The sequence below is a fragment of the Serinicoccus chungangensis genome (assembly GCF_001483745.1).
GTDB lineage: Bacteria > Actinomycetota > Actinomycetes > Actinomycetales > Dermatophilaceae > Ornithinicoccus > Ornithinicoccus chungangensis_A.
The window spans coordinates 468,342-480,692 of record NZ_LQBL01000028.1; the positions used below are offsets into that span (position 1 = coordinate 468,342).

The window sequence follows — 12,351 nt, forward strand, 5'->3', positions numbered from 1 at the left end:
GCAGCACCCGGCAACCATTCGCGACGCCCGGTGCAGGACCCGGCAACCATTCGCGACGCCCGGTGCAGGACAGGGCAACCATTCGCGACGCCCGGTGCAGGACAGGTCAGGTCAGGTCGCGGCCTCGGCACGGTCCATCGCGGCGTAGATCCGCTTGGCCGAGACCGGGGCGGGGGTGCCGAGGCGCTGGGCGAAGAGCGAGACCCGCAGCTCCTGGACGGACCAGACGACGTCCATGACGTCGGGGTCCAGCCGTCGGTGCGGGGGCAGCGCCTCGAGGAAGTCGGCGAGGTCGCGCTCGACGACGTGCACCTCTTCCGTGCGGCGGCGGTCGCGGGGCAGGTCCTGGACCCCCTTGTCCAGCCGCTCGGCCATCGCCCGCAGCCACACGACCATCCGCGGCAGCCGAGCACGGCCCACCTCGGTCACGAAGCCGGGCCGCACCAGGGCATCGAGCTGACGGCGCAGGTCGGTCGCGAGGTCGGCGGCGGCCGGGGCGTCCAGCCGCTGCAGCCGCAACGACACCTCGCGAGCGGTGTCGAGGATGGGCACGAGCGACTCCACGATCTCCAGCACCCGGGGCACGCTCTGCTGCCGCACCCCGGTGAGTGCGGCCTCGAACTGCGCGGGGTCGCGGACGGTCGCCCCCGGTTGCTCGGCCACCACGGAGTCGACCGCCGCGGCCAGCGCGTCCTCGAGCAGCGCCGGGACCGACCCGTGCGGGTTGTGCCCCAGCGAGAGCTTCTGCTGGTTGGACAGCAGCGACAGCAGCCGCTTCCACGGCGGGGTCGTGCCCAGCAGCAGCAGGCGGCGCACCCCCCGCAGCGTCTCCCGGTCGGCCTCGGAGCGGGTCGCCAGCACCCGCACGTCCACCGCTTCTCCGGTGTCCACCAGCGCCGGGAAACCCTGCACGATGCGCGGACCCACCGAGCGGCTGAAGCTCTCCGGCAACGGGTCGAGGTCGGCCGGCCAGCTCGTGAGCCCGGTGCGCTCGACGCCCGAGGCGGCGGCGGCCATCGTGCTGCGCACCTGCCCGGCGAGCCGCTCCTGCAGGTCCGCGAGGTCCTTGCCCTCCCCCAGCACCTCGACCCGGCCCCGGCCCCGCCTGCCCTTGCCGCCGCGCCGTCCCTGCTCCGCGCCGCCGCCCTTCTCCTGGCCGCCGCTCTTCCCCCCGCCGCCTGCCCGGGACCGGCCGCCGCCGTCTGCCGGCCGAACCGCCCGCTCCACCCGGAAGGTCATCCGCAGGTGGTCGGGCACCCGGTCCCAGTCCATGTCCTGCGGCGACACCCGCACGAGACCGCGCCGGGTCAGCTCGTCGGCCAGCGCCTCCCGCACCGGCGCGACGCCGACCGTGCCGGCCTCCCGCATACCCCGCAGCGCGGCCCGCGCGTGGTCCGGCGCCGGGACGAAGTTGCGGCGCACGTCCTTGGGCAGCGCCTTGACCAGCGCCGTCACCAGCTCCTCGTGCATGCCGGGGACGAGCCAGTCGAAGCCCTCCTCGGTGACCTGGTTGAGCACCTCGACGGGCACGTGCGCGGTGACGCCGTCGGCGTCCGCGCCGGGCTCGAACTGGTAGGTCAGCCCCAGCGTGAGCTCCCCCTGGCGCCACCCGGTCGGGAAGTCCTGGGCGCTCACCTGGTCGCCCGCGTCACCGACGAGCAGCTCCTCGGTGAAGGTGAGCAGCCCGGGGTCCTGCTTCCGGGCGGTCTTCCACCACGTGTCGAAGTGGGCGCCGGACACGACCTCGGCCGGGATCCGGGCATCGTAAAACTCCACGAGCGTCTCGTCGTCGACGAGGATGTCGCGCCGCCGGGCCCGCGCCTCGAGCTGGCCGAGCTCCTTGACCAGCCGCCGGTTGGCGTGGAAGAACTCGTGTCGCGTCTCCCAGTCCTCCTCGACGAGACCCTGACGGATGAAGAGATCCCGGGCGGTCTCCGGGTCGATCCGGCCGAGCGGCACGGTGCGCCCGGCCACGAGCGGTATGCCGTAGAGGGTCACCCGCTCGTCGGCGACCGCCGACCCGGCCGAGCGCGACCAGCGCGGCTCGCTGTAGGACCGCTTGACCAGGTGCGCCGCGGCGCGCTCGACCCAGGCGGGGTCGACGACCGCGTTGGTGCGCGCCCACAGCCGGGTCGTCTCGACGAGCTCGGCGCTCATCACCCAGTCCGGGTTGCGGCGGTGCAGCACCGAGCCGGGCTGGAGGACGAAGCGCGCGTTGCGGGCGCCCAGGTAGGCCCGGGCCTCCCGCTCCCACATGCCGACGTTGGACAGCAGCCCGGTCAGCAGCGCGGTGTGCACCTGGTCGGCGTCCGCCGGGTGCTGGTTGACCTCGAGCCCGAGCTGCTTGGCGGCCCGGTTGAGCTGCGTGTGCAGGTCCTGCCACTCGCGCACCCGCAGGTAGTGCAGGAACTCGGCCTTGCACAGCCGGCGGAAGGCGCTGCCGGAGAGGTCCTTCTGCTGCTGCTGCAGGTAGCGCCAGAGGTGCAGGACGACGAGGAAGTCGCTGTCCACGACGTCCTTGGCCGACGCCTCGCCCTCCTGCCGGTGACCGCCGCGTCGAGCCTGGCCGGTGACCCCGCCGACCCGCCGGAACCGGGCGTGCGCCTGGTCGGCCTGCTGCTGGTGGTCGGCGGGCCGCTCCCGGACGTCCTGGATGGACAGCGCCGCCACGATGACGAGCACCTCCTTGAGGGACCCCTGCCGCTCGGCCTCGATGAGCATGCGGGCCAGGCGCGGGTCGACCGGCAGCCTGACGATCGCCCGGCCGTAGGCCGTGAGGCGCTGCCGGGGCAGGTGCGCGGGCGCGGTGGGGTCGATGGCCTGCAGCTCGGTGAGCAGGCGGACGCCGTCGGCGACCTGCCGGGAGTCCGGAGGCTCGAGGAAGCCGAACTTCTCGATGTCGCCCAGGCCGAGGCTGGTCATCTGCAGGATGACGCTGGCCAGGTTGGTGCGCAGGATCTCCGGGTCGGTGAACTCCGGGCGGGCCGCGAAGTCGTCCTCGCCGTAGAGCCGGATGGCGATGCCGTCGGCGAGCCGGCCGCAGCGACCGGCTCGCTGGTTCGCCGAGGCCTGGCTGATCGGCTCGATGGGCAGGCGCTGGACCTTGAGCCGCTGGCTGTAGCGGCTGATGCGCGCGGTGCCGGTGTCCACGACATACCGGATGCCGGGGACGGTGAGCGAGGTCTCGGCGACGTTGGTCGACACGACGATGCGGCGGCCGGCGTGGCGGGAGAACACCCGGTGCTGCTCGGCGGCGGAGAGACGGCCGTAGAGCGGCAGCACCTCCGTGCCGGGCAGGTCCAGCCCGGTGAGCGCGTCGCAGACGTCACGGATCTCGCGCTCGCCGGAGCAGAAGACGAGGACGTCCTCGCCCCGCCCGTCGCGTCCGGTGGCCTCGGTCCACAGCTCCTCGACGGCCTCGACCACCCCGGTGACCTGGTCGACCTCGACCTCGGTCGCCGACCCGTCCTTGCGGGGCGGGCCCTCGCGGACCAGGGGCCGGTAGCGCACCTCGACGGGGTAGGTGCGTCCGGAGACCTCGATGACCGGGGCCGGATCCCCCTGCGCGTCGGCGAAGAACGCGGCGAAGCGCTCGACGTCGATCGTGGCCGAGGTGATGACGACCTTGAGGTCCGGGCGGCGCGGCAGCAGCTGCTTGAGGTAGCCCAGGACGAAGTCGATGTTGAGGCTGCGCTCGTGCGCCTCGTCGATGATGATCGTGTCGTAGCGCCGCAGGTCACGGTCGCGCTGCAGCTCGGACAGCAGGATACCGTCGGTCATGACCTTGACGAGGGTGTCGTCGCGGGAGACGTCGGTGAAGCGCACCTGGTAGCCGACCACGGTGCCGAGATCGACCCCGAGCTCCTCGCTCACCCGCTCGGCGACCGAGCGGGCGGCGATGCGCCGGGGCTGGGTGTGCCCGATCATCCCCTCGACGCCGCGCCCCAGCTCGAGGCAGATCTTGGGCAGCTGGGTGGTCTTGCCGGAGCCGGTCTCGCCGGCGACGATGACGACCTGGTGGTCGCGGACCGCCGTCAGCAGGTCCTCGCGGCGCTCGCTGACGGGCAGCTCGGGCGGGTAGTGCAGGGCCCCGGGTGCCGGCGCGGCCGCCCGGCGGGCCTCGACGACGGCCGAGGACCGGGTATGCCGTGCCTCCCGTCCGCCCGCCTCGTTCCGGCCACGGCCACGGCCACGGCCACGGCCGCGGCCGCGCGGGCGGCCACCCGCCCGGGCGGCGTCCCCGCCCCTGGCTCCGGCCTGGCCGGCTCCTCCCCTGTCCCGCCTCCGGGCCCCCTGTCCGGGGCCGTCGAGACGCCCGTCCTGGGTGGCACCGGACCGGTCGGGTCGCGGGCGTCGGTCGGGCTCGGGCACGTCTCCCACTGTAACCAGCGGGCACCAGGCGTCGTCGTCGGCGCGTGCTGCCCGGCCGGCGCCGGTGCCCGGCCTCAGGCGGCGCCGGTCCGCGGGCTCAGGCCGAGGGCCACGGGCAGCGGGGTCACCCCGGCGTGCGTGGCGAGGTAGGTGCCCCACAGGGTGAGACCCGCCCTGGCGCAGGCGTCCAGGGCGTGCTGGTGCAGCCGCCGGTCGGCATCACCCACCAGACCTCGGGCCCGGGCGATCGCAAGCACGAACCCCGGGGTGTCCGGGAGGTGAGCGACGACCTCGACCATCCGGTCCAGGACCCGGACGGGGTCCTCGCCGTGCAGGTCCCCCACCACCACGGGTTGGGCCAGGGTGCCGCCGCCGCGGCAGAGGAGGAAGCCAATCGCACCGGCGCTGCGGTCGGCGTCGTTGACGACCAGGTCGACGACGTCGGCGGTCAGCACCGGGTCGTCCAGCACCCGGGCGGGCCAGTTGCGGGGAAGATCCTCGAAGCTCATGCCGCAGAGCCTGCCGCGAACCCGGGACCGCGCGCAGAAGTTGTCCACAGGGTCCGCCCCGTCGCCTGCTCACCCCGGCCGGCCACGCCGGCGCCTCCCGCGCACGCCGCCCACCGGCCCGCCCCTGCCCCACCGTCGCGAGGGCTCAGAGCAGCTGGGACAGCGCGTGGATCGTCACCCCGACGAGCGCGCCGACGACCGTGCCGTTGAGCCGGATGAACTGCAGGTCCCGGCCCACGTGCAGCTCGATCTTGTCGGAGGCCTCCCGGGCGTCCCAGCGACGGATCGTCCCCGAGATGACCGACGTGATCTCGGGGCCGTAGCGCTGGACCAGGTCCACGACGGTGTCGGCCGTCCAGGCGTCGAGCCGGGCCTGCAGCCGCCCGTCCTCGACCAGCTGGCGGCCGAGCGACTCCAGGGCGGAGGACATCCGCGAGCGCAGCGCGCTGTCCGGGTCCTCCAGCGCGACCAGGACCGAGCTGAGCAGCGTCTCGCCGAGCGCGACGCCGGTGGCGCTCACCTGGGGGTGCTCCAGCACCCGGTCCTTGAGCGACTCGAAGCGCTCCTGGGTGCGCGGGTCCTGCTGCAGGTCCCGGCCGAGGTCGACGAGGTAGGCGTCCAGCGCGTGCCGCACGTTGTGCTCCGGGTCGTCCTTGATGTCCTTGGCCCAGCGCAGCACCTCGGTGTAGACGCGCCGGGTGACCTGGTCGTTGACCCACGTCGGGGCCCAGGACGGCGCGCGCGAGCGCACGATCGACTCGACCCGGTCCTGGTGCAGGGCCAGCCAGGCGTGCAGCTCACGGGCGAGCAGGTCGACGAGACCACGGTGCGAGCCGTCCTCGATGACCCGCTCCAGCAGGTGCCCGGCCACCGGTGAAAGCGGCTCCCGGCGGACCCGCGGCAGGATGACGTCGTCGACGAGGATGCGGATCTCCTCCTCGTCGACCCGTTCGACGGCACGGACGAGGAAGGGGACCGCCTCGGTGACGACCCGTTCCGCGTGCTCGGGCTCGCGCACCCACTCGCCCAGCCGCCGGACGACCTGCGCGTCCAGGATCTTCTCGCGCAGCACCGGCGCGGTGAGGAAGTTGTCGCTGACGAACTGCTCCAGGCTGTCCCCCAGGTCGTCCTTGCGGCGACGCACCAGCGCGGTGTGCGGGATCGGCAGCCCCAGCGGGTGACGGAAGAGCGCCACCACGGCGAACCAGTCGGCGATCGCCCCGATCATGCCCGCCTCGGCACCGGCGTTGACGTAGGCCCACACGCCCGTCCGGTCGTGGGTGAGGACGTAGATCACCGCCATGAGGACGAGGAGCCCGGTCGCCACCATCCGCATCTGCCGCAGCCCGGCGCGACGGGCTGCGTCGTCGAGGCGTATGCCGCTGCTCTCCACCCGTCCTCCTGCCGCCTCGCCCGGTGGTCGCCCGTCCGGCCGACCTGCTGACGCTCCAGCCTAAGCCGTGGGTGCCACGACCCTTCCGGCAGCGGCGGGACCGGACCGCCCGGGAGACGGCCTCCGCGGCCCTGACCTGCAGGCATACCGCGCCGTTATGCCTCTCCTGCGTCCAGGGGCGTTGTGCGGGGCGGGGTGGTTCGGCACCCTGGTCGCCATGACCACGCAGACCCCGGCACCGCCGCCCACGCCGGCCGGCCCCGGCGACCACCCGCTGCTGCGGCGCATCCGGGAGTCGGTCATCGGCGAGGACCACGTCATGAGCACGCCGTACGGCCGGCGCCGGGTCACCTACGCCGACTACACGGCCTCGGGCCGGGCGCTCACCTTCATCGAGGACGCCATCCGCGACGTCGTGCTGCCCGGCTACGCCAACACCCACACGGAGTCCAGCGGGACCGGGCTGCAGACCACCCGGCTGCGCGAGGACGCCCGGGCCGCGATCCACGCGGCGGTCGGCGGCGACGAGGACACCGTGGTGCTCTTCACCGGATCGGGCTGCACCGGGGCGATCGCCAAGATGGTCGGGGTCCTCGGGCTGCGGATCCCGTCCGTCCTCGAGGACACCCACCACCTCTCCGCGCACATCCCCGCCGACCAGCGCCCGGTCGTCCTCATCGGGCCCTTCGAGCACCACAGCAACGAGATCCCGTGGCGCGAGAGCATCGCCGACGTCGTGCAGGTGGCGATGGACGCCGACGGGCACATCGACACCGGTGACCTGCGGGCGACGCTGCAGCGGTATGCCGACCGGCCCCTCGTCATCGGCTCCTTCTCGGCCGCGTCGAACGTCACCGGCATCATCACCGACACCCACGCGGTCACCGAGCTGCTGCACGAGCACGGCGCGCTGGCGTTCTGGGACTTCGCCGCAGCCGGGCCCTACGTCGACATCGAGATGAGCGCGCCGGCCGGCCGGCCGCACGCCTACAAGGACGCCGTCTTCCTCTCCCCGCACAAGTTCATCGGCGGCCCGTCCACCCCGGGGGTGCTGGCCGCCCGCCGCGAGCTCTTCGCCAACCGGGTGCCCGACGTGCCGGGCGGCGGCACGGTGGCCTACGTCAACACCGCCGAGCACTCCTACCTCGCCGACCCCGAGCACCGGGAGGAGGGAGGCACGCCGGCCATCGTCGAGGCGATCCGCGCCGGGCTCGTCTTCCGGCTCAAGGAGGCGGTGGGCGTCGACACGATCCGGGCCCGGGAGGAGGAGTTCCTCGCCCGGGCGGTGCGCGCGTGGTCGGCCGAGCCCGACCTGCAGCTGCTCGGCAACCTCGACGCCGAGCGGCTGTCGATCCTGTCCTTCGTGGTCCGGGGCCGGCAGCGCGCCTACCTGCACCACAACTACGCGGTCGCCCTGCTCAACGACCTCTTCGGGATCCAGGCGCGGGGCGGCTGCTCCTGCGCCGGGCCCTACGGGCACACCCTGCTGGGCATCGACACCGACCGCTCGCACGCCTTCCAGGAGCGCATCACCAGCGGCTGCGAGGGCATCAAGCCGGGCTGGGTGCGGGTCAACTTCAACTACTTCATCTCCGACACCGCGGCGGACTACGTCGTCGAGGCGGTGCGCCTGGTCGCCCGCGACGGCTGGCGCCTGCTGGGCGACTACCGCTTCGACGTCATGACCGGTCTGTGGCGGCACCGGGAAGGGGTCGTCGAGCCTCCGGTGCGGCTCGCCGACATCACCTTCGGGGCCGACGGCGCGGTCACCCTCCCCCGGCCCGGGCCGACCGCCGGCGAGGAACTGCTCGCCGAGCACCTCGAGGACGCGCGCCGCATCCTGGCCGGCGCCGCTGGGGACCCGTTGCCCGAGGCCGCCGACGACCAGGCGGGCGGTGCCCCGGAGCTGCGGTGGTTCGACCTGCCCGAGGTATGCCTGCGCTGACTCCCCGCGAACGGATCGGTGGTGTCTGTCGGTCGTCGGCGCGCGGCAACCGGGCTGCGGGGCCGCGCCGGCTCACGGGCCGCGCTCGCCCCCCCGGGCCAACGCCGGGCGGAGCAGCCCCACGGGTCACGTCGGTATCACTGGCATCACGGTGCGGAGATGTGGCGATCTGCCGGGGATATAAGACCGGCCTACGGCATCGTCCCCGCACGGTGGTGAGCCTGTGACGTCTGTGGCGCAGGTGCCGGAGGACCCTCGTGGACCGACCACCGAGCGGCCCGACCGGCCGGGCTGGCCGGGCTGGCCGGGCTGGCCGGGCTGGCCTGACCGGCCGGGCTGGCTCACACGAAGACGATCTGGGCGCCCTGGGCGATCTCGACGAAGTCGCCGGCGCTGATGACGCCCTCGACACCGGGGTGCAGGTCGGCCTCGAGCATCTTGGCCATGTCGAAGCTGAGCCTGCAGGCATACAGGTGCGCACCTGACGCCTGCAGGAGGTCGAGGAACTCCGGAACCGTCGGGATGTCCTGCTCGGCCATCTGCCGCTTGAGCATCCGGGTCGCCATGCCGGTCATCCCGGGCAGGTTGCCGAGGACCTGCGGCACCGACGCGTGCTCCAGCCCGGGCCGGACCCGGCCGAGGTCGTCGAGGTGCATGGCGGTGTTGCCGGCCAGGGTGAAGCGCAGCTTGTCGTTGGTCTTCGTGTTGACGATGTCCAGGCCCCAGAAGGTGAAGAAGAGATGGACCTCCACCCCCTCGCCCAGGGCGGCGTTGCCCATGATGAGCGCGGGGTAGGCCATGTCGAGGTTGCCCTTGGAGCAGATGAACGCCATCTTGCGCGGGCCCTCGTAGCTCGTCGTCGTGGTCACCGCGGTGTCCTCGCCGGTCTGCACCGTCCGGGTCGTCCGGGGCGCGTCGCCGAAGTCGGGGAGGATGAAGCCCTCCGGCAGGGTGCTGGTGGTCGTGGTCACGGGATCGCCTCTCTAGACGCAGCCGACGGGTTTGCGCAGACCGGCCAGCCACGCCATCTTCTTGGCCGGTTTGCCGGGGTAGAGCCCGAAGAGGACCTTGATGTCGAAGCCACCGACGGTCTGCATCCGCCGCAGCGTCGGCGTGACCCCGGTCCGGGCCGAGTCCTCGCGCATGAAGCGCAGCGGAGCCAGGTGCTCCTCGTCGAGCTCGATCCCGATGAGGGTCGCGAGCTCGGTCGCCAGCTCCTCGCTCCACTGGTCGCGGTCGGTGAGGAAGCCTTCCTCGTCGACGGCGAAGGACCGTCCGTTCAGGGTGTTGGTGGGCATGGGTCAGTGCTCCTCCGCCGGCTTCTTGCCGGCCATCGACAGGTGGGCGGTGACGGGCAGCCGGTGACCGGGCAGCAGGACCCGCCAGTAGACCTGCTCGAAGGCCAGCTTGCCCAGGTGGTTGACGCGCGAGGGGGTCAGCAGCCGCATCGGTCCGGCGACGGGCAGCGGGAAGGCGCCCTTGAGGGGTTGGGTGTCGTAGTTGAAGTCGAGCAGCAGCGCCTGGCCGCGGCCGGACTCGACGAAGCAGTTGGCGTGCCCGTCGAAGGAGTTCGGCAGCGGCTGTCCCGCGACGGCGGCGAGGAAGTTGTCGACGAACAGCTCGGTGGCGAAGTGCGCCACCGAGCCGGCCTTGGAGGTCGGTATGTCGCTCGCGTCGCCGAGGACGAAGATCCGCTCGTGCTCCCGGCTGCGCAGCGTGTGCGGGTCGACCGGGACGAACCCGGCGTCGTCGCCGAGCCCGGAGTCGACGACGAACTGCTGGCCGGTGTGCGGCGGCACCGTCACCAGCAGGTCGAAGGGCAGCTCGCGGCCGTCGTAGGCGACCAGCCGCCGGCGCTCGTCGTCGATCCGCTCCACGGCGAAGTCGGCGGCGAGGCGGATGCTGCGCACGTGCACGAGCAGCCGGCCGGAGTCGAAGCGGGCAGCGCATCCCTCAGCGCGACGGCGCCCTCGTGGGTGTAGAACTCGTGCACCGTGTCGCGCCACAGCGCCCCGTCGGCCATCCCGGGCACGAGGTCGGGCCGGGGCACGGAGCCGCTGGCGATGACGAGCCAGTCGTAGTCCAGCAGGTCACCGCCCGCCAGCTCGACCTGCCGCCGCCCGGGGTGGACGAGGCGGACGGCCTCCTGCCGGAAGGTCGCCCGGCCGGGCAGGAAGTCCCGACGGTCCTTGAGGACCCGGTCCGGGTCCATCCAGAACGGCACGAAGAGGTAGCCGGGCTGGTAGTGGTGGTCGACGTCCCGGTCGACCACGGTGATCGACCAGTCGTGGTCGAGGACCTTGGCGAGGTGGTTGGCGGCCATGGTGCCCGCGGTGCCCGCCCCCAGGATCAGGAGCCTGTTCAAGACCACATACTACGCCCTGTCGTATATCGTGGCGCACCGCGGTCAGCCTCGTCGCGGACATCCCCCGTCCGTCGGGCGCACTAGCGTGGCCGCATGACCGAGGACCCGGACCTGGAGTTCACCGGGGAGGTGGTCGAGTGGCGTGGGCCGGCCCCCTTCCACTTCCTCGTCACCCCGCCGGAGGAGAGCGCGTGGCTCACCCGGGTGATGCGCGAGGTCACCTACGGGTGGGGGATGGTGCCGGTCGAGGGCCGCGTGGGCGGCACCACGTTCACGACCTCGCTCTGGCCCCGGCAGGGGTCCTTCTGGGTACCGCTCAAGGACGCCGTGCGCCGTGCGGAGGGGATCGAGCTCGGCGACGTCGTCACGGTGGGGCTGACCCTCCGTTCCTGAGAAGGGTGGCCCCCGTGTGAAAAGGTGGAACCCGGGACACAATGGGGACGTCGCACGCGCGACCTGCACATGCCCCGGCGGGGGCGGGCGCCCCCGCACCAGGCACCTCGAGGAGAGACGATGACCGACCAGCCGCAGCCGCTCGCCGCGCCGGAGCCCCAGGCGGACCCCCTGGTGCTCACCGCCCCCTCCGCGTCCGAGCCGGTCGCCCAGACCGCGGCCCCGCGCATGGCGCCCCAGGTGGACCCGGAGGCGATGCCGGCCCTGGACGCCAAGGTCGAGGCATACCTCGCCGGTCTGACCGAGACCGAGACCCGCTCGCCGGAGTTCGCCCAGCGTGCCGCGGACGTGCGCACCATGGGCGACGCCGACATCCGCGCCGCCGCCGAGACCTCGAACCGCCTGCTCAAGTCCCCGGTCCGGGCCATCCAGCAGGGCGGGGTGTCGAAGGAGTCGAAGGTCGCGCAGACCCTCACCGAGCTGCGGCACACCGTCGAGGACCTCGACCCGGCGCAGGCGACCGGGGTGAAGAAGTGGTTCGAGCGGTTGCCCTTCTCGGACCGCCTCACGAAGTACTTCCAGAAGTACGAGTCGGCGGAGAAGCATCTCGACGCGATCCTGCACGCCCTGCGCAGCGGCCAGGACGAGCTGGCCAAGGACAACGCGGCGCTGAACATGGAGAAGCAGCAGTTGTGGGAGTCGATGGGCCGGCTCAACCAGTACGTCTACATCGCCGAGCAGCTGGACGCCAAGGTCGCGGCGACCATCGCCGAGCTGGACACCAGCGACCCGGACCGCGCCAAGGCGATGCGCGAGGACGTGCTCTTCTACGTCCGGCAGAAGCACCAGGACCTGCTCACCCAGCTCGCGGTCTCGATCCAGAACTACCTGGCGATCGACATCGTCATGAAGAACAACATCGAGCTCATCAAGGGCGTCGACCGGGCCTCGACCACCACGGTGTCGGCCCTGCGCACCGCGGTCCTGGTGGCCCAGGCGCTCAACAACCAGAAGCTCGTGCTCGACCAGATCACGGCGCTCAACCAGACCACCTCCCAGATGATCCAGAGCACCAGCGAGCTGCTGCGGGACAACTCGGTGGCGATCCAGGAGCAGGCGGCCTCCTCCACGCTGGGGCTGGAGCAGCTGCAGGCGGCCTTCACCAACATCTACGCCACCATGGACGCGATCGACGAGTTCCGGGTCCAGGCCCTGGACGGCATGTCGCAGACCATCGGGGTTCTCGAGGGCGAGGTCGAGAAGTCCCGCACCTACCTGGACCGGGCCCGTCGCACGGACGGCCGGCTGGCCGGCGGACAGCTGGACCTGGACGGGGGCCGGCCGGGCGGGTCGCTGTCGTCGGGGCCGCGCTGAG

Annotated in this window: 10 protein-coding genes; 3 read left to right on the top strand and 7 right to left on the bottom strand. The window is 72.7% G+C overall.

All coding sequences use genetic code 11. The annotated features are described in order from the left end of the window. Positions 1-111: 111 nt before the first annotated feature. The 3 genes from hrpA to AVL62_RS10630 form a co-directional block, all read right to left on the bottom strand. A complete protein-coding gene (gene hrpA, locus AVL62_RS10620) occupies positions 112-4,371 on the bottom strand; it encodes an ATP-dependent RNA helicase HrpA (RefSeq protein ID WP_058891594.1) in 4,260 nt (1,419 codons plus the stop codon). Between the two features lie 74 nt (positions 4,372-4,445). Continuing rightward, complete coding sequence (locus AVL62_RS10625; RefSeq protein WP_153011756.1) at positions 4,446-4,880, bottom strand: hypothetical protein; 435 nt, start codon at positions 4,878-4,880, stop codon at positions 4,446-4,448. Positions 4,881-5,025: 145 nt separating this feature from the next. After that, entirely contained in the window at positions 5,026-6,273 is a 1,248-nt protein-coding gene (locus AVL62_RS10630; protein WP_235585657.1) for a DUF445 domain-containing protein, read from the bottom strand. A gap of 217 nt (positions 6,274-6,490) precedes the next feature. Between AVL62_RS10630 and AVL62_RS10635 the strand changes: the two genes are divergently transcribed. Continuing rightward, entirely contained in the window at positions 6,491-8,218 is a 1,728-nt protein-coding gene (locus AVL62_RS10635) for an aminotransferase class V-fold PLP-dependent enzyme (RefSeq protein WP_058891596.1), read from the top strand. A 341-nt stretch (positions 8,219-8,559) separates the two neighbouring features. Here the strand turns inward: AVL62_RS10635 and AVL62_RS10640 are convergent, their stop codons facing one another. Genes AVL62_RS10640 through AVL62_RS17870 form a run of 4 tightly spaced genes read right to left on the bottom strand, consistent with a single transcriptional unit; the run spans position 8,560 to position 10,583 of the window. Continuing rightward, a complete protein-coding gene (locus tag AVL62_RS10640; protein ID WP_235585658.1) occupies positions 8,560-9,189 on the bottom strand; it encodes a DsrE/DsrF/DrsH-like family protein in 630 nt (209 codons plus the stop codon). Between the two features lie 12 nt (positions 9,190-9,201). Further along, positions 9,202-9,516, bottom strand: coding sequence for a TusE/DsrC/DsvC family sulfur relay protein (locus tag AVL62_RS10645; RefSeq protein WP_058891597.1), 315 nt, complete (start codon positions 9,514-9,516; stop codon positions 9,202-9,204). Between the two features lie 3 nt (positions 9,517-9,519). Next, positions 9,520-10,128: a hypothetical protein gene (locus tag AVL62_RS17865; RefSeq protein WP_235585659.1), complete on the bottom strand. Its 609-nt coding sequence runs from the start codon at positions 10,126-10,128 to the stop codon at positions 9,520-9,522. Further along, positions 10,020-10,583 carry an FAD-dependent oxidoreductase gene (locus AVL62_RS17870; protein ID WP_235585660.1) on the bottom strand — a complete coding sequence of 188 codons (564 nt, stop codon included), beginning with the start codon at positions 10,581-10,583 and terminating at the stop codon, positions 10,020-10,022. Before AVL62_RS17870 ends, AVL62_RS17865 begins: the two co-directional genes overlap by 109 nt. Positions 10,584-10,676: 93 nt before the next feature. Between AVL62_RS17870 and AVL62_RS10660 the strand changes: the two genes are divergently transcribed. After that, positions 10,677-10,976, top strand: coding sequence for a DUF1905 domain-containing protein (locus AVL62_RS10660; protein ID WP_058891600.1), 300 nt, complete (start codon positions 10,677-10,679; stop codon positions 10,974-10,976). Between the two features lie 120 nt (positions 10,977-11,096). Further along, the gene (locus AVL62_RS10665) at positions 11,097-12,350 is read left to right on the top strand and encodes a toxic anion resistance protein (protein ID WP_058891601.1); all 1,254 of its coding nucleotides are present in this window, start codon (positions 11,097-11,099) and stop codon (positions 12,348-12,350) included. Position 12,351: the final 1 nt, after the last annotated feature.